14 protein-coding genes are annotated in these 18,194 nt (G+C 55.9%); 3 read left to right on the top strand and 11 right to left on the bottom strand.

Features of this window, described 5'->3' with window-relative positions; translation table 11 throughout:
• The first annotated feature begins 47 nt into the window (after positions 1-47).
• A complete protein-coding gene (locus YERSI8AC_RS06555) occupies positions 48-977 on the top strand; it encodes an alpha/beta fold hydrolase (protein ID WP_027959766.1) in 930 nt (309 codons plus the stop codon).
• 55 nt (positions 978-1,032) lie between these two features.
• On the opposite strand, the gene YERSI8AC_RS06550 is transcribed toward YERSI8AC_RS06555, so the two are convergent.
• The 5 genes from YERSI8AC_RS06550 to YERSI8AC_RS06530 all read right to left on the bottom strand — a co-directional run bounded on the left by YERSI8AC_RS06550 (position 1,033) and on the right by YERSI8AC_RS06530 (position 10,063).
• Positions 1,033-1,719 carry a hypothetical protein gene (locus YERSI8AC_RS06550; protein WP_027959767.1) on the bottom strand — a complete coding sequence of 229 codons (687 nt, stop codon included), beginning with the start codon at positions 1,717-1,719 and terminating at the stop codon, positions 1,033-1,035.
• A 186-nt stretch (positions 1,720-1,905) separates the two neighbouring features.
• The gene (locus tag YERSI8AC_RS06545; RefSeq protein WP_027959768.1) at positions 1,906-5,094 is read right to left on the bottom strand and encodes an efflux RND transporter permease subunit; all 3,189 of its coding nucleotides are present in this window, start codon (positions 5,092-5,094) and stop codon (positions 1,906-1,908) included.
• Positions 5,094-6,365 (bottom strand): efflux RND transporter periplasmic adaptor subunit, encoded by a 1,272-nt coding sequence (locus tag YERSI8AC_RS06540; protein WP_159176358.1) that lies wholly within the window; start codon positions 6,363-6,365, stop codon positions 5,094-5,096. The genes YERSI8AC_RS06545 and YERSI8AC_RS06540 overlap by 1 nt, the downstream gene beginning before the upstream one ends.
• 77 nt (positions 6,366-6,442) lie before the next feature.
• Positions 6,443-7,906, bottom strand: coding sequence for a TolC family outer membrane protein (locus tag YERSI8AC_RS06535; RefSeq protein WP_159176357.1), 1,464 nt, complete (start codon positions 7,904-7,906; stop codon positions 6,443-6,445).
• 225 nt (positions 7,907-8,131) lie between these two features.
• On the bottom strand, positions 8,132-10,063 hold the full coding sequence (locus tag YERSI8AC_RS06530; RefSeq protein WP_159177909.1) for a sigma 54-interacting transcriptional regulator: 1,932 nt from the start codon (positions 10,061-10,063) through the stop codon (positions 8,132-8,134).
• Between the two features lie 364 nt (positions 10,064-10,427).
• Here YERSI8AC_RS06530 and YERSI8AC_RS06525 point away from each other — a divergent pair, with 364 nt between their 5' ends.
• Positions 10,428-11,240 carry a formate/nitrite transporter family protein gene (locus YERSI8AC_RS06525; protein WP_009287282.1) on the top strand — a complete coding sequence of 271 codons (813 nt, stop codon included), beginning with the start codon at positions 10,428-10,430 and terminating at the stop codon, positions 11,238-11,240.
• A gap of 44 nt (positions 11,241-11,284) precedes the next feature.
• Positions 11,285-11,725, top strand: coding sequence for a cyanase (cynS, locus tag YERSI8AC_RS06520; protein ID WP_159176356.1), 441 nt, complete (start codon positions 11,285-11,287; stop codon positions 11,723-11,725).
• Positions 11,726-11,760: 35 nt separating this feature from the next.
• On the opposite strand, the gene YERSI8AC_RS06515 is transcribed toward cynS, so the two are convergent.
• The 6 genes from YERSI8AC_RS06515 to YERSI8AC_RS06490 all read right to left on the bottom strand — a co-directional run bounded on the left by YERSI8AC_RS06515 (position 11,761) and on the right by YERSI8AC_RS06490 (position 18,188).
• Complete coding sequence (locus YERSI8AC_RS06515; RefSeq protein ID WP_159176355.1) at positions 11,761-12,603, bottom strand: fructosamine kinase family protein; 843 nt, start codon at positions 12,601-12,603, stop codon at positions 11,761-11,763.
• A gap of 90 nt (positions 12,604-12,693) precedes the next feature.
• Positions 12,694-13,647: a transaldolase gene (gene tal / locus YERSI8AC_RS06510; RefSeq protein ID WP_159176354.1), complete on the bottom strand. Its 954-nt coding sequence runs from the start codon at positions 13,645-13,647 to the stop codon at positions 12,694-12,696.
• 20 nt (positions 13,648-13,667) lie between these two features.
• The gene (gene xylB, locus YERSI8AC_RS06505; RefSeq protein WP_159176353.1) at positions 13,668-15,155 is read right to left on the bottom strand and encodes a xylulokinase; all 1,488 of its coding nucleotides are present in this window, start codon (positions 15,153-15,155) and stop codon (positions 13,668-13,670) included.
• Positions 15,155-16,660 carry a mannitol dehydrogenase family protein gene (locus tag YERSI8AC_RS06500; RefSeq protein ID WP_159176352.1) on the bottom strand — a complete coding sequence of 502 codons (1,506 nt, stop codon included), beginning with the start codon at positions 16,658-16,660 and terminating at the stop codon, positions 15,155-15,157. Before YERSI8AC_RS06500 ends, xylB begins: the two co-directional genes overlap by 1 nt.
• Before the next feature lie 114 nt (positions 16,661-16,774).
• Positions 16,775-17,395 (bottom strand): nucleoside/nucleotide kinase family protein, encoded by a 621-nt coding sequence (locus YERSI8AC_RS06495; RefSeq protein ID WP_159176351.1) that lies wholly within the window; start codon positions 17,393-17,395, stop codon positions 16,775-16,777.
• Between the two features lie 7 nt (positions 17,396-17,402).
• Positions 17,403-18,188, bottom strand: coding sequence for an L-iditol 2-dehydrogenase (locus YERSI8AC_RS06490; RefSeq protein ID WP_159176350.1), 786 nt, complete (start codon positions 18,186-18,188; stop codon positions 17,403-17,405).
• Between the last annotated feature and the right edge of the window lie 6 nt (positions 18,189-18,194).

Genomic DNA, 18,194 nt, shown 5'->3' with positions numbered 1-18,194 from the left:
CAAGTATGCTTATACTGGCCCCACTGTTCTAGCCGTGTGAGTACCCTATGGATGCCTTGGAGTTTGTTCGCATACGCGAATTAGAAGTCGCCGTACGCATTTGGAACCCTACTGCCCCCCGCACTTTGATCGCCTGGCATGGCTTTGCTCGTCACGGTGGCGACTTTAGCGCGCTGGCGCGGGAACTCGGCAGTGAATGGCGGATTATCGCCCCAGACACCCCGGGCCGCGGCTTATCAAGCTGGTCGCTTTTCCCTGCTCACGACTACCTTTATAGCCATTACGTGACAGTAGCAATCGCACTGCTTGACCACTTTGAACTCGATTACATCGATTGGCTGGGCACCTCGATGGGTGGCCTGCTAGGTATGTTGATCGCCGCTGACCCACAACACAGTGGGCGTATTTCCCGGCTGATTCTTAACGATGTGGGCCCCGAGCTGAACACGCAGGGTCTTATTGGTCTCTCCAGCTATTTTGGCGTTACCCACCGCTTCTCTAACTTCAGCGAACTCCAACAAGAGCTCAATCAGCACTACGCTAGTTTCGGTATTACCGGTGAATCCGCATGGCGCGAACTAGCGCTCAACAGTGCCCGTCGGTTACCGGATGGTAGTTGGACGTATCACTTTGATCCGCGCATCGGCGAGCAGTTTGTACACGATACGCCGCGCGACATGTGGGCAGACTGGGCGAACATTCGCTGCCCGACGATGGTGATACGCGGTGAGGAGTCCACACTTTTAGACCCGGAAACACTACCGCGGATGACCGAAGCACAGCCTAAGCTTGTGACGCTTACAGTGCCTGACTGTGGTCATGCGCCCATGCTGGATAAACCAGCACAGGTAGACCCCATTCACGACTTTTTAAACCGCCCCGCACCTCGTCCTACCTCCGTTGATAAGACGCAAAACGCCACTGTCTGGCAGCGTGCAGTGCAGTGGCTGACACAGCAGTGGCGGCGTTGGAAATAACCGGGATGCCTAGCATTTAGGCTTCCCGGTGACGCCCTTCAGATAGAACGTCGTATTAGTGGGAGGTGGAGTAATGGGTTGAGTGGCGATTTTTCTGGTTTAGCCGCAGTCTATTCAAACGAACTCGCGTTTCGAGATACGCCTTCTCAGAGACGCTGCGATAGGCGCCCTCTTCAGGTAAGTACTTCACCAGCACTCGGCGCTCCCCCTGTACAGGTAGGGCATCGTGCTTGCTCAGCAGTTTGACCCTGCTATTGGGCTCATTATCAATGACTGCAAACGCCTGCCCACCAGTACCTTCGCGCTCAGTCACCACCACCGTTTGCCCCAGTAAACAGCGGCGCGTGAAGGGGCGATAACGGTGCAGCCCACGGTGCAAGGCCTGGCAGAGCATCGCCGCCAAAGGCGAAGCAACCACCAGCGTAGCCCATAGCACCAGCACCCCTACCGGTATACGTATCAAGCCAAGCGGTAGCCACCGCAATACCAGTAGTTCGATCGCCAATGTAAGCACTGCTGCAATGGTCAGAATCACCGTCAAGGCCAGCGTCGCGGGAACCCCAGCGAAGCCTAGAGAAACCAGCGTGCTGGCGAGATGGTCTTCTTTGAGGCTATCGCGTTCAAACAGCTCCAGAGGGGCTAAACGGATAATCACTAACAGCCAGTAAAGAGCCAACAACCCGAGTAGCAACGTAAAGACGATGGTCGGAAACTGCGTAGCAGCGTGCAGTAGATCGTTCATGATGGCGCCTCCCCCGGTACTTAGCCGGTGATGTATTGTTACTTCCAGCTTAGTCCAGATTAGCTTTTGGGCGCCACCTCTACCTTGATCTTAGTCAGCTAGCTTGATTATCGTGACCGCAATAAAAAGCGGGTGCCATCCGAAGATAGCACCCGCCTGTTCTTGATGGTGGTTAATCGCTAAGGACTAGGCTTTGTCATGCTCAAGTGCCGACTGTGAGCTATCATGCCTATTCCCTTTCATCTTGCGACCTAGCCAATCAGAAACGGTTGCAATCATGGCGTAGAAGCTGGGAATAAACAGGCTGCCCAAAGTGGCAACTGAGAACATACCCATGGCGACCGTGGTACCAATGTGATGACTGCTCACATCGCTGGCACCGGTCGCCAATGCGAGCGGTAAGGTACCAAAGATAAATGCCAGGGAGGTCATCACGATGGGGCGAAAGCGCAGCTCTGCTGCTGTAATCGCCGCTTCACGGATTGATTTTCCCTGCTCCTTACGCTGCAGTTCGGCGAATTCAACAATCAGGATGGCATTCTTCGCCGCAAGCCCGACCACCACCAACATGCCGATCTGCACATACACACTGGTGTCCAGCCCGCGCAACGCGATACCCCCAATACCCCCCAGGAAAGCAAAAGGCGTTGCAGTCAATACCGCTAGCGGTAAAGACCAACTCTCATACTGAGCCGCCAGGATCAGGAAGACCATCAATAGGCCGAAGACAATCGCTAGCGTCGCGGCGCTGCCCATATTGGACTCTTGGTATGCGGTACCCGTCCAGCCCATGCCCCAGTTGCTGCCCAGCGCTTCCTCCACGACTTCGTTCATTGCTTCGATCGCCTGAGCTGAGCTATAACCAGCAGCTGGCTCACCCTGGAACATTGCACCGGCATAAACGCCGAAACGGGATACTACCGACGGACCGGTTTGGCGCTCAAGCTCGACAAACTCAGAGAGCGGAATACGTTCACCATTTCCGCCACGCACGTAAACGCTGCTGACGTCTTCCGGCGTCTTACGGAATTCATCTTCGTTTTGTAGATAGACCTGAAAATTACGGTTTTGATAGCTGAAGTAGTTCACAAAGCCGTTACCAAAGGTATTACCCAGGGCCGAGTTAATGTTCTCCAGCGCCACGCCGTAACTTAATGCTTTTTGCTGATCAATGTTGGCACGATAAGACGGGACATTGACGTTGAACGTTGTAAATACCCGGTTCAAGGCAGGATGCTGGTTAGCTTTCTGCATGATTTGCAGCGATGCTTCATACAGCTCACGTGCCGATGCACCATCAAAGGACTGCAAGTAGCCGGTAAACCCACCGGTGGTCGAAAGCCCCATGATAGGTGGCAAGTTAAAGGCCATCGCGGAACCACCATCAATACTGGCGCCCAACCCCATAATGCGCCCTACAAGTTCGGTGGCAGTCAAATCACGCTCAGACCAAGGGCTTAGATTGATAAACATTACCCCCCGAGCGGTATTCACGGAACTCGACAAAATGTCATAGCCCGCCACCGCGGAGGAATATTCCACACCGGGAATATCTTCAATCGCTGCACTGAGTTTTGACATATAGCGCTGGGTGCGATCCAGCGACGCGGCGTCAGGAAGCGACACGCTGACCAGCACAACCCCCTGGTCGGTTTCCGGCACCAGTGTTGAAGGCGTATTGGCGTAGAGCCAGTAGGAACCAACCCCTGTCGCTACCGTGAGCGCTAATGCCAATACCCAAAACCGTACCAAGCCTTTTACGACCCACATATAGGCAGCGGTGATCCCCGCAAACAGTCGGTCAAACAGGCGTAGCGGTGTATTTAGTGCGCGCTTGAATTTGGACTGCCCGGCACCGGCGATTTTGTGCTTGATAAAAATCGCTGACAGAGCAGGGGTAAAGGTTAGCGCCATTAACGCCGAAATGGCCACCGAGATCGCCACGGTAATTGCAAACTGCTGGTAAATCTGCCCGGTAAAGCCGCCCAGGAAAGCCACAGGTACAAACACGGCCGCCATGATCAACGAGGTCGCAATCACCGGCCCGCCGACTTCTTTCATCGCCCGAATAGTCGCGTCGCGTACACTGATATCGTCCTCTTCACTCAGCACGCGCTCGACGTTTTCCACTACAAGAATGGCATCGTCGACCACTATCCCTATCGATAGCACCAAGGCGAATAGCGTCAGCAAGTTGATCGAAAAACCAAACATGTAGAAGCCTGCAAAGGTGCCCACGACCGCAACCGGCACCACCGACATGGCAATCACAGTGAAACGCCAGTTCTGCAGGAAAATAAACAGAATGACGATAACGATCAGAAAGGCTTCAATAAAGGTGTGGAGCACCGTTTCCACGGAGGCATCAATAAACAGGGTCGTATCATAAGGGGCAACATATTCAAGCCCGGGCGGGAAGCGACCGGCCAGTTCCTCCATCGTATCCCGCACACCCTGCGCAGTTTCCAGCGCGTTAGCACCGGGCTGCTGGTTAATAATAATCGGCGTCATGGTTGAGCCGTTCAAACGCGCATCAACCCCGTAAAAAGATGCCCCAAGTTCAATACGCGCGACGTCTTCCAAGTGTAGCGAAGAGCCGTCGTTATTGGTGCGTAGGTAAATATTACGGAAGTCGTCGACATTATTAAGGCGGCCGCCAGCGGTAATCGTATAGGTGTACGCACGCGGCTCACTTTGCGGCGTCGATGCCAAATTGCCCGCAGGCACTTCAGTATTTTGTGCCCTAATCGCGCTGGCCACTTCACTGGGCGTCAGGTCGTACTGGGCCAACTTATCCGGATCCATCCAAATACGCATGGCAAACTCGCCGCCGCCCAACACCTCGGCATTACCCACACCCGGCACCTGGCGCAGTTCATCAAGCACGTTAAGGGTGGCGTAGTTCTGCATATAGATGTTGTCGTAGTCGCCATCAGGAGAGGTCAACGCGATAAACATCAAAATCGAGTCAGAGCGCAGCTCTACGGTGACACCTTGTGACTGCACGGCCTCAGGTAACTGGGAAAGCGCTCCCTGAACCCGGTTGTTGACGTTGATGGTGTTAATGTCGCCGTCGGTGCCGATGTCAAACGCCACGCTCAAGCTCATGAGGCCGTTATCGGCGCTGTTGGAGGTCATATAAAGCATGTTCTCAACGCCGTTAATGGCTTCGGCGATGGGAGCCGCCACCGTTTGCGCAACGGTTTCAGCGTCCGCCCCAGGGAACTGCGCTTGCACCGATACCGTCGGCGGCACCACGCTGGGATACTGCTCAATCGGTAGAATACGCATGGACATCACGCCCACCAACGTCACGATAATCGCCAATACCGTGGCAAATATCGGGCGGCTGATGAAGAAGTTAGAGAAGTTCATTATTGCGCACCCTCTTCCCCTTCAGCGGGCTGGCCATCACCTGCCCCCTCTTCCATTGTCTCTGCCGCTTCAGACTGCTGTTGGGCCTCTTCTTGCTCCACATCTTCAACGATGTCCTCAGCGTTACCAGCAAACGGCTGAGGATCAATCACCATACCCGGCTCTAAACCAGCGGGGTCGCCGACCACTACACGATCTCCCGGCTCAAGCCCCTCACGAATCAACTGCCATGGGCCAGCCACTTCGCCCAATGAAACAGTCCTTTCTCGGGCCTTGTTGTCATCATCCAGGACAAACACCTGCGGGCCCATCAACCCTTGGGTAACGGCAATTTCCGGGACTGCCATCACATCAAAACGCTTCAGACCCTCGATGCGTACACGTACAAATTGGCCGGGCAGTACGGTCGCCTCAGGATTTTCGAAGGTTGCGGATGCCTGCACGGTACTGGTGCCGCTATCGACTCGTGAGCCCAGGAAGTCCAAATGCCCTTCTAATTCGGAATCGCTGCCGCCACTCACGCCAGGAATGCTCAATCGTGCGCGAATATCCGACGTATCACCGCCGTCACTCAACTGACGACGTAGCTCAAAGGCATCCCGCTGAGGCAGTTGGAAACGAACTTCCAGCGGATCCAGCGGGGTGATCGTCGCCAGTTCTGTACCCGAGGTCACCAAATTGCCCACGTTAACTTGGCTCAAGCCGATCATGCCTGAGACAGGAGCCGTCACCTGGGAATAGCCTAAATCCAGGTTGGCACTGGTCAAGGCGGCTTCTGCTTGGGCGACGCTCGCCTGGGCTACTCGTTGGTCGGCCAACGCCTGATCATACTGCTGGCGACTCACCGAGTTTTGGCTTAATAACTGCTCGAAACGCTGGGCATCACGCTGGGCGCGGGCAAGCTCGGCACGAGCGCTCTGTAAATCGGCTTCACGCTGATTGACCGTGGCCTGGTAAAGATCGGGCTCGATGGTGTAAAGACGATCTCCTTCCTCCACCAACTGGCCGGGTTCAAAGTGACGCTCCTCCAGAAACCCATTGACACGGGCAACCAATGTGACTTCATCATCACTGCGTAACAGCGAGGGGTACGACTTATCCAGCGGTATATCCTGACGCGCCATTTCGGCCACTTCGACCTTATGGGGAGGTGCCTCTTGCTGGGCACCCTGTTGAGGTGCCTCGGCTTGTTCTTGACCGCAGGCTGAAAGTGCCAGCGCAGCTACCAGCGTCACCAGACTCGCTCGGCGTGAGTGAATCAACTTCTTCATACGTTAAGTTCCCATATATCTTTTTTAAGGTGACCAATAGCACGTGCGCACCTGAATCACTTCCAACCGACAAACAATTACATGCCAGGCTGGGGCGGTGCACCGATGTTGAGCGCAGACTCATAGCGGTCGTTGCCACCGCTCTCTGGCAAGGTGAAATTCACCTCATCGCCGGTTAACCATGCATTGACTTCTTCAATGGCGTCCACGTCCAGGCGCCCGGCCTGCTGACGAAGCGTGAGCAAATTCACTACGTAGTCGTAGCGAGCCTCGGCGTAGTTGGCGATGGCGTTATACAAATTCTGCTCAGCGTTCAAAACATCCACGATGTTACGGGTGCCAACCTCGTAGCCAGCGCGGGTTGCTTCCAGCGCGCTGCGGTTAGAGACGATCGCCTGCTCACGGGCCTCGATGGTTTCCACATCGTTGCTGACTTGGGTATACAGCGAGCGCACCTGCTGGATCGACGAACGACGCTGGGACTCGAAATCATACTGGCTGCTTTCAAGTTGATAAGTCCCCTGGCGGATGCTGGCGCTGGTACTGCCGCCGGTGTAGATGGGTAAATTAGCGCGTATGCCCACCTGGCTAGAGGAGTCATTCCCGGTGGTGTTATCAATATCACTGTCGCCATACTGATAGTTGCCAAAAGCTGAAAGGGTGGGCAATCGTCCCGCGCGGGCAATTTCCACACCGCTGCGTGATACTTCAATCCCCGCCTGTTGCGCCAATACCTGAGGATTGCGCTCAATGGCTTGCTCTACCCAGTAGTCCCGGTTGCTGGGTTCAGGGAGGGCGACTGGCATACTGTCGCCCAACGCTTCAATACTGGCGTAGCGCTGGCCGGTCAGCTGCTCCAGTGCCTCAAATGCCACCTGCAGGTTGCTCTCTGCGGCAATGCGATCAGCACGGGACTGGTCAAAGGTAGCCCGGGCCTCTTCGACTTCGGTAATCGCAATCAAACCGACCTCAAACTGCTCACCGGCCTGTTCAAGCTGACGGCCAATGGCTCGCTCTTGGGCAAAACGCGCTTCGAGTACTTCATAAGCCCGCAAAATATCAAAATAGGCGCTGGCCACGTCAATTAATAGCTGCTGTTCGGTAGCTGCCAGCAGGTATACCTGCTGGTCAATCTGCCGCTCGGCCTGAGTGACTTGGCGGCGCGTGACCTCATCATAAAGCGCTTGGGTGGCTTCAAGGGTGAGCGCTACGGTGTTGTAACGGTCATCACCGGCGCTCACATTACCCGTTCCAGCCCCTGTTCCCGCTCGGGATGAACCCTGGCTTTCATACTGCTCGTTGTGCGCCACGGTGCCCGAGGCGTTAATTTGGGGGAGTAACCCACCGCGGGCAACGTCTCTGCCTGCTTCAACACCCAAATACTCCGAGCGCGCCGAAGCAAGCTCAGCGTTGTTGTCTAACGCATCACGGGTAATCGTGATGAGATCAGCAGCTTGAGCAGGCAATACAAAAGAAGCGGTGAATACCGCTAACAGTAGGGGTCGTAAAGGGGCATTGACTGCCCAGTGTGCCAGTCGCATGGGATTGCCTCTAGGTATCAGCGTCAGATGGTAAACGCGCTTAGTCTCTCAGCCTGCTTGTCCTGCAGAAAATTAAGCCACTCGCACGTTAAGACATTCAGAAAGATGAGCATTATAGTTACATTCATGTATGTATGCTAGCCTTGAACAATCTATAAATATGTGTGCAGCCTGTTGTCAAGTCGCATCCAACTTACCTTAGTCCAAAGCATGGTGGTTTGGCGATTAATGCGGCGCTCTTTTACGAAATCCCCGCGCATCGATACCCCATTTAGTTAGCCGCGAGGTCAGCGTAGTGGGTTTAATACCAAGCAGTTCTGCCGCCCCCCCGGCCCCAGAAATTTTACCTCTCGCCTGTTCCAGAGCGGCAATCGTGCTCGCCCGCCGACGTTGGCTCAGCGCCTGCTCAGTCAGCAGCGTTGCTTTACTTTGCTCTCCGCTGGTGTGGAGCAACGTCGGCATTGGTTGAGCACGGCCCATCGAGCGCGACGGCTCTCCCGACAGCAGGTCATCAAACATTAAGCGTCGATCCTGGGTCACGATGACTTGGCGCTCGATGATGTTTTCCAGTTCACGAATGTTGCCTGGCCATGGGTAGCGCTGCAGAATCTCCAACTGGGCGGGGGGAATGCGCACTCCCGGCTTATTAAATTTCAGGCAGGCACGCTGTAAAAAGTGCCGCGCCAATAGCGGCACATCCTCAATCCGCTTGCGCAGCGGTACCGAGTCAATAGGAAACACATTGAGTCGAAAATAGAGGTCTTCGCGAAAGTGGCCCGCATCGATCATGTCGCGCAGTTCGCGATTGGTGGCGGCAATCACCCGCACATCCACTTCGCGGGTACGGTTATCGCCTACGCGCTCAAACTGCTGATCCTGTAGCACCCGCAACAGCTTACTCTGCAGCTCCAGGGGGATTTCACCGACTTCATCCAAAAATAACGTGCCGCCGTGGGCAAGCTCAAAACGCCCTGGGCGATCCTGCACCGCGCCGGTAAAGGCCCCTTTTACATGGCCAAAAAACTCGCTCTCAAACAGATCGCGGGGAATAGCCGCACAGTTCACGCGGATCAGCGGTCGATCACTGCGTGTACTCCCCGCATGGATGGCGCGGGCAATCAGCTCTTTACCGGTGCCCGACTCGCCGCTAATCAACACGTTGGCGCTGGTGGGCGCAACCAGCTCAATCTGCTGAATCAGCTTGGCCACTGCCGGACTATTGCCGACAATATCGCGATGGTTTAGCTCCGCTTTTATCTCTTCCTGGAGGTACTCATTTTCCAGTTCGAGGCGCTGCTTGAGTGACTCCACCTCAGCAAGGGCATCACGCAACTGCTGCTCAGCGCGCTTGCGCTCACGAATATCACGAAACAGCACCACCGCGCCGACCAAACGCCCCATTTCAAAAATCGGTGTACTCGTGTACTCAACGGGAATCGCCTCACCATTTTTGTGCCAGAACACCTCGTTATCGACGTGATGCACCTGGCCGTCGCTAAACGAGGCGTGAATAGGGCACTGCTGCACCGGGAAGTGGCTGCCATCGACGTGGGTGTGGTGGAACATCAGGTGAGCGTCGTGGCCCACCATATCCTCGGTACTCCAGCCCAGAATTCGCTCGGCGGCAGGATTAACGAAGGTTGTTTTGCCTTCGGCATCCAGCCCGTAAATCCCCTCGCCCGCTGCGCCAAGAATTAGTTGGTTCTGCTTTTCAATCCGCTCGAATATCTGCTCGACCCGCTGCCAACCCACTTCACCCTGGCGGTGCTGGCGGCCTAATTCCGCTTTTGCTCGCCGCTGCTCAGCTTTATTGCGGTCTATCAGCGTCAGTAACAGCTGTGCAGAGTCGTCGATACGCTGAGCATAAACCTCAACTCGATACGGCTGGCGCAGCATATCTAACATCACCAGATCATCCGACCAGGCCGCTTTGTGTGTTAGCGCTTCATCGGTGAAGCTCACCCACAGTGGCAGCGAAGCACCCAACCGATGGCTAAACGGTGCCTCCAAAGGCATTGCTTCATCAATATTGAGCATCGCGCAAGCGGCATGATTCGCAGCGAGCAGTTGGTCGGCAAACGGATCGACCAACATCATCGCCAGAGGCGAAAAGCCACCCATCAAAGCAAAAACATGATGACGTTCAGGCTCATCCATTAGTGTCGGTCTCAAATGAGTTGCTCCATCACCATTCAATTACCGCGCCAGTTACGACATTTCGTCACTAAAACAACGAAATATCGTAATTTACGATATTTCGTAACACCTTAAACGCTCCAAAAACATCCTCTAAAAAATAAATTAATCCATTCAAAACAAAATATTAGAAATCATATGCGCGAGTTGGCACACAAATAGCACTGGATGGGTGGATAGTGCGATAGCGCCACACGCTTAATCTCTTTTGCACCAGGACGGCGCAGCCATCGGTTTTATTGCTCCTATTTATTGCTCCTATCAGGAAACACTAAAACTCTTGGGTTAGGCGTTAATTAACCGAAATGACACAGGAGACATATTTATGTCTTATCTAATGCCCAGTGAATTTGTCACCAAGTTGGTGGATCAGGGTGAGTCAAAAGTCTATATGGGCACCCGGGATACGCTTATCCGCGCCTTTATGGCGGGAGCGACCCTGGCGTTGGCGGTTATTTTTGCCATCACCATCGCGACGCAAACCGGCCACTTTTTGATTGGGGCACTGCTCTTCCCCGTGGGCTTTGTGATGCTCTACCTGATGGGCTATGACCTGCTCACCGGGGTTTTTATGCTGGTGCCAATTGCATGGCTCGACAAAAGACCCGGAGTGACACTGCCGCGCATGCTGAAGTGCTGGGCTCTGGTAGGGCTTGGCAACCTTGGGGGCGCCCTATTTATCGCCACCTTCGGCTACCTGAATTTCACCATGGGCGGCACAGAGGAGATCAACGCTGTCGGCCAAACGATGATGGCCGTTGGTGAAAGCCGCACAGTGGGTTATCAGGAGGCGGGGCTTGCCGGTTGGATTGTGCTCTTTCTGAGAGGTATGTTCTGCAACTGGATGGTCTCTATGGGCGTGGTGGGCGCGGCCATCTCCACAACGGTTTCCGGCAAAATCATGGCCATGTGGATGCCGATTATTGTCTTCTTCTACCTTGGTTTTGAGCACTCAGTGGTCAACATGTTTCTGTTCCCGATTGGCCTCATGCTGGGCGCTGACTTCACGCTGTATCAATACATTATGTGGAACGAAATCCCCACGGTACTGGGTAATCTGGTAGGCGGCCTAACCCTGGTTGGCTTGGTTCTCTATACCACCCACGTGCGTACTCAGCCCAAAAAGGTGCTGTCTTGATCACAGCCTAATAGGCCAAAGCCCCCTTTATAGGAGAAACCCTAATGGATAAACTCGAAATGCGTCACACCCTGCTCGCCGCCAAAGCGCGTAAAAAAATGAGCTGGGAAGATATTGGCAAAGCGGTCGGCATGTCGCCGGTATGGGTGGCTTCCGCCTGCTACGGCATGAACAGCGCCAGCCAAGAGGTTGCCGCTAAGCTGTGTGACACCCTTGGCGTGGAGCGCGATGCGGCAGAGGCTTTAGTGGCCTTTCCCACTAAAGCCTGGGATGAAGCGATCCCCCAGGATCCATTTATCTACCGCCTCTATGAAGTCGTCGGTGTGTACGGTGAGACCCTAAAAGACGTGGTGCAGGAGAAATTTGGCGACGGCATTATGAGCGCCATCGATTTCACCATGGAGGTCGACAAAATCGAAGACCCCAAAGGCGACCGGGTACTATTAACTTTGAATGGTAAGTTTTTGCCCTATAAATCTTGGTAAAACCTAAATCCTGGTAACACATAGGTCCTGGTAAGTCAGGCGAAGGACTCAAGCCTCGCCACGCAGCGTTCAACCGCAGAACGATAGCCGGCACCGAACAGCACCAGATGATTCAACAGTGGGTAAAGCTGAAACAGAGCTTCACGCCTCGGCCAACTGGTCGGGGCGTCGCCGTTCCAGTAGGCGTCAAAAAATGCCTCTCCCGGCGAGCCAAATAGCGTCAGCATCGCCACGTCCACTTCCGGGTAGTGGCGATACACTGCCGGATCGATGATCGCCGGCCCTTTTGTAGTGAAGAGTACATTCCCTGACCACAAATCACCGTGCAGCAAGCTGGGCGGTGCACCGGGCAGCCAGCGCTCCAAATCGTGGGCCAAGCGTTCGATACGGCCACGCAGCTCGCTGTCCAATAGCCCACGCTGGTGGCACGCCTCACACAGAGGGAGCAAGCGGCGCTCGCGCTGGAAAGCTCGACCATCGCTGAGCGGGGCATTCGGCTGGGGTGTGCGCCCACAAGCGTTATCCTGATGCCAGCCGTGGACATCGCCAATCACGCTGTGCAAACCGCGCAGCCCTTCACCAAGCGCTGCTTCGCTCTTCTGCCCAGCGGGCACGGTGTCCAATGACTCAATGATCAGCCAGCCTTCTGCCAAACCTAACACCTCTGGCACTACCAGCGATGAACAGGCGCCACGCAACGCACGCAGCCCTTCGGCTTCGCCACGCAGCCGCGCCGTATCGTCGTGTTTAATCACCACCTGCCCCTGACGGGTCTCCAGGCGGTATACAGCAGCAATGTCACCCCCACTGAGCGACTGCAAATCGCCAGCGGGGGTTAATTCGATAGATTCCAACAGTTGGCTCAGGGTGGCATCCATAAGGCTTTCTCCCTGTACCCGAATGTATAACGGCGTCGGGGTTAGGGGCCCTTAACCCCGACGCGCTTAAGCTATGGGCTAGCTTATATTTCAGCCTAACCGCTTATCGATCAGGCTCTCTAACTCAAGCTGGTCGTCGTGGAAGCGGCGGATGCCATCGGCCAGCTTGTCGTTGGCCATGGCATCTTGATTGTGGCCCCAGCGGAAAGCGGCTTCGTTCAATGGCTCGGTAGGTTTGCCACTGCCCTCACTCGCTTGGATTTGCGCAGCAACGCTGCCTTCGGTGGCATCCAGCTCTTCCAGTAATGCAGGCGAAATGGTCAGCCGTGGGCAGCCTGCCAATGCAAGTACCTGCCCGGTATTACGGAAGCTTGCGCCCATTACCACGGTGTCGTAGCCGCCCTGGTTGGCACGCTGGCAAACGCCTTGAACAAACTTAACGCCCGGGTCGTTTTCCGGCGTGTAGTCGTTGCCGGTCTCTTTTTTGTACCAATCGGTCACGCGGCCTACGAAGGGTGAAATCAGAAACACCCCGGCATCGAAACAGGCCTGGGCCTGGGCATCGCTGAACAGCAGCGTCAGGTTGCACTGAATACCTTCGCGTTCGAGCACCTCGGCGGCGCGAATGCCTTCCCAGGTAGACGCCAGCTTGATCAGCACGCGGTCACGTGACACGCCACGGGCATCGTACAGCTCGATTAACTCGTGGGCCTTGGCAATGCTGGCCTGGGTATCAAACGACAAACGGGCCGCCACTTCGGTGGAAACACGCCCCGGTACAACGGCGGAAATTTCACTGCCCATGGCCACCGCCAAGCGGTCAACGGCATGCTTGACCTGCTCTTCACGGCTGCCAACCGAGGCTTTTACATTGCTCAGCTCTTCGTCGATCAGCGCTTGATAACCGGACAGACTAAACGCCTTGAGCAGCAGTGACGGGTTAGTGGTGGCATCCTGCGGCTGATAGCGGCGAATAGCCTCAAGATCACCGGTGTCGGCGACGACAAGCGAATGTTGCTTTAACTGTTGCAGCTGGCTGGTCATAAAATCTCCTTGGTATGCGTTTAAGCGCCGCCATGGCGTTGTTCAAGTGCTGCGCAGTAGCGCATATAAATCGGTTGGTACGCGGCCACTCGCTCAGGATGGGGGTCAGCAAGTGACTGCGCATCCAAGTGGACTAATCTTTCACACAACGTTTCCAGGGTTACGCCCTCTGAACGCTGGTCGCACCAGGCCGCCTGTATTGCGGCGCCAAGCGCGGCCGCATCGGTAATCTCAGGACAAATCACCTGGGTACCGGTAATGTCCGCAACCATCTGGCGCCAAACGGGGCTGTTAGCGCCGCCACCGATCAAACGAATCTGGCTGGCGCCGGCGGTTAAATCACCCAACAATTCCAGCCCATAGCGTAGCCCGAAAGTGGCCCCCTCCACCACGGCCCGACACAAATTAGCCTGGGTGGTATTCAGACTGGTCAGGCCAAGAAAGTCCGCGGAGGCGTCGGGCAGCATCGGCACTCGCTCACCGTTGAAAAACGGCAATACGGTAACGCCCTCGGCGCCTATCGGCGCGCTGGCTACTTTTTCGCCAAAGGCTGCCAGATCCAAGCCAAACAGTTCGCGCACCCGCGTGGTGGCCGAAGTAACATTCATCGTGCAGATCAGCGGCAGCCAGCCACCGGTGCTGGAACAGAAGTTGGCGACCATGGCGTTATCGCATTCAACAGGGTTAGCCGAGTAAGCGCAAACGGTGCCGGAGGTGCCCAAACTCAGCGTGATCAGCCCTGGAGTAATATTGCCGGTGCCAATGGCGCCCAACATATTGTCACCGCCGCCGGAGGAGACGACAACCTGGTCGCCAAGCCCAAGCTCGCGGGCCACGGCCGGGCGTACAAAGCCTACCGGTTCATGGGCTTCCAGCACCCGGGGCAATACCCGCGCCGGGTCTAATTCTGGGGCCATCTCGGCAAAAACATCCAGCTGCCAGCAACGCTTAAGGGTATCGAAGTAGCCAGTACCGGAGGCGTCGCCCGCCTCAGTGACCCGTTCGCCGGTGAGCCAGAAATTAAGGTAGTCGTGGGGCAGCAGCAGGCTCTCGATGCGCCGATACGCATCTGGATGATGCTCGCGCAGCCAAACGATTTTAGACGCGGTATAGCCGGTTTGTAGTACCAGCCCCAGCTTCTCCAAACAGCCCGGCTCGCCGCCCAGGCGGGTAACTAAATCGGCATTCTGGGCGCTGGTCTCAGTATCGCACCACAGCTTGGCGGGATAGACCGGCACGCCTTCGCCATTGAGCGCGACCATGCCGTGCTGTTGGCCTGAGACACCAATGCCGCGCACTTGGCTAGCCGATACAGCGGCTTTATCCAACGCGGCCAAAAACGCCGCTTTCAAGGCAGCTAACCACTCCGCAGGCGCCTGCTCCCGGCGGCCATTTTCGCCCTCTTCCAAGCGGTGAGGACGGCTTGCTTCAGCGAGAATCTTGCCTCGCTCAACGTCTACCACCACTACTTTGGTACTTTGGGTACCGCAATCTACCCCGATATACATCACACTGTTCCTTTGGACGACGCCAGACCCTCTAGCGTAGCGCGTGCGCCACGTTCGTGCAGCGAACTAAGGGCCGCTAAATAGGCTTCAACAAAGCGAGTGCTGTCGATTAGGTCACCAAACAGCTCGCGGTTTTCGATAAAGGCCGTTGGCCGTTGGCGGTTCTCGGCAGCAATCGCCATTAACGGCGCTTTCAAGCGATCGACGATCTCAATGGACTGGCCCTGCTCGTCGACCCCTTCAGCGTAGCGCGCCCAGCTGGCCACCACGGCGGCGCTGCGCTCTATTTCACCACCCTGGGCCAACTGTTGGCGAATCACCGGCACTAACCATTTAGGAATGCGGTCAGAGCTCTCGGCGCAAAGCCGTGCCAGGGTATCTTTGATTTGCGGGTTGGCGAAGCGCTCAATCAGCGTTAATCGGTAGGTTTCCAAATCAACCCCCGGTACCGGCGCCAAGGTCGGCGTGCCCTCTTCACGCATATAGCCCAGTAAAAAATCAACGAATAGCGTATCTTGGCACACCTCATGGGCGTAGCGGTATCCGGCTAAATAGCCAAAGTAGGTCAATGCCTGGTGACTGGCGTTGAGCAGGCGCAGTTTCATCAGTTCGTAGGGTTCGACATCTTCCACGACTTGGACACCCACTTTATCAAACGCCGGACGCCCAAGGGGGAAGTGATCTTCCAACACCCACTGGGTGAAGGGTTCGCAGACCACCGGCCAGGCGTCCTCTACCCCAAAGCGCTGACTCAGTTCATCAATATCCGTGGGCGACGTCACCGGGGTAATACGATCCACCATGGCGTTGGGGAACGCCACTTCGCTTGCAACCCAGGCGCCTAGCTCGGCGTCCCGCGCCTGGGCATAGGCGCCAAACATACGCTTGGCTACATCGCCATTACCTTGAATATTATCGCAGGACATCACGGTGAACGGCGCAATGCCCCGCGTACGGCGGCGGGCGAGCGCTTCCACCACCAGCCCAAAGCTGGTGGTGGGCTGGGTGGGGTTAGCAAGATCGGCGCGTACCTGGGGGTTATCGAGGTCGAATTCGCCGCTCACCGGGTGAAAATTGTAACCGCCTTCGGTCACCGTCAATGACACAATGCGAATCGCCGGATCAGCCATCTGCTCGATAACTGTCTCAGTGCCTTCCGGTGCAAACAGGTAATTCACCATACTACCAATGACCCGTGGCTCATACTGGCCATCGGGGTGTTTGACCACCAGGGTATAGAGATAGTCCTGCGCTGCCAGTGCCTGCTGCATGCGTTTGTCGCCGGGCATCACGCCCACACCAACAATGCCCCAATCCAGCGCTTCGCCCTGGTTCATCAATGCATCCAGATACATCGCTTGGTGGGCGCGGTGAAAGCCGCCTACCCCAATATGTACGATGCCGGGGGTGAGCGTCTTGCGGTCATATTGAGGTTTGGCAACGTAATTAGATTTGGCAACATCGTCAGTTAGCTTGCCCAGGTTGTGATTGTTAAGTCGGGTCATGGGACTCTCCAGCCAAGGCCTTCTTGGCGCGATGGGGTGAATAAAGGCAGGTAACAAGTGACGCTATCAATGGGCTAACAAAATGGTCTAACACCAAGGGGCTAACACAAAGTATTAGCGCCAGCGCTGGTCAGGCGGCAAACAGCAACTCTTCACTAATTGAGCGTTAAGCATGTCTTTGTGGTGGGTGCGCTCCAGCGCACCGGTGCGATCCTGGCCCATCTCAAGCCAGCGATTGATCAGTCGATCAATCAGCAGGACATCATCGACGTCTAAAAATAGCGTCCAATCGAACAGCGGTCGCAGTTCGCGCCAGGGGGAGCGGTCAAGCAGCAGGTAGTTGCCCTCGACAATGACGATGCGCTGCTCAAGGGTGATTAGTCGTCCACCGGCACGGGCTAGATCCAATGGGCGGTCAAAAACCGGTACCGCTACCGGATGACCCCCTTGGCGGATGCGTTCGAGGTCACAGCGCAGCCCCTCTACATCGAAGGTATGGGGCGCGCCTTTTACCGGCACCTGCTGCTCACCCAGCACAGCGTTATCGAAGTGGTAGCCATCCATGGGCACCAGCCCGGCCTGGCCCGGCAAGCGCTGATTAATGGCATCGCAGAGCTGGACGCTGCGATAGGATTTCCCCGCCCCCGGCGGCCCTGCCAGCGCGACCAGATAGCGTGAGGCGCCTTCGGCGGCGCGAATAATCTGATGGGCTAAAGTATCAAGATCAGGGGTCATGGCCACCTCAGCTCATCCAGTTGCCGCCATCGACATTGAGTGTCTGGGCAACAACGTAATCACTGTCTTGGCTAGCCAAAAACAGCGCCGCACCGGTGTGGTCTTCGGGAAGCCCCATACGCCCAAACGGCACCGCCTCGCCCACCAAGCGCTTCTTCTCACCGAGCGGGCGGTTTTCAAAACGGGCAAACAGCGCGTCGACCTCTTCCCACATTGGCGTATCCACCACGCCGGGGGCGATGCCGTTAACGTTGATGCGGTGTTTGATGAGATCCAAACCACTGGATTGGGTAAGGCTGATGACAGCCGCTTTGCTGGCGCAGTAAACGCTTACCAGGGCTTCACCGCGGCGACCTGCCTGGGAGGCCATATTGATAATTTTGCCCCCCTGACCACGGGCCACCATCGAACGGGCAACCGCCTGCAGGGTAAAAAACATGCCTTTGGTATTGACCGCAAACTGCTTATCGAAGCTCTCCTCGGTCACCTCAAGCACCGGCGCCATATCAAAGATGGCAGCGTTATTGACCAAAATATCGATGCCGCCAAAACGCTCTATTACCGCTTTAACCATGGCATCAATCGAGGCCTGATCGCAGACATTCAGCTCGACCCCCATCACTTTTTCGGCAGGCGCCTGCTGCTGCAGCGTCGCTAAAGCATCATCAATAGCGGCCCGATCAATATCGGCCACTACTACGCTGGCGCCTTCACTTAAATAACGCTGAGCAATAGCCAAGCCGATACCCCGCGCGCCGCCGGTAATCACCGCGATTTTGTTGTTTAGTTTCATCGTCAT

This window comes from Halomonas sp. 113 (assembly GCF_904067645.1).
Lineage (GTDB): Bacteria > Pseudomonadota > Gammaproteobacteria > Pseudomonadales > Halomonadaceae > Vreelandella > Vreelandella titanicae.
Note: the sequence above shows the minus strand (reverse complement) of the source record. Positions and strands in the feature narration are given on the sequence as shown.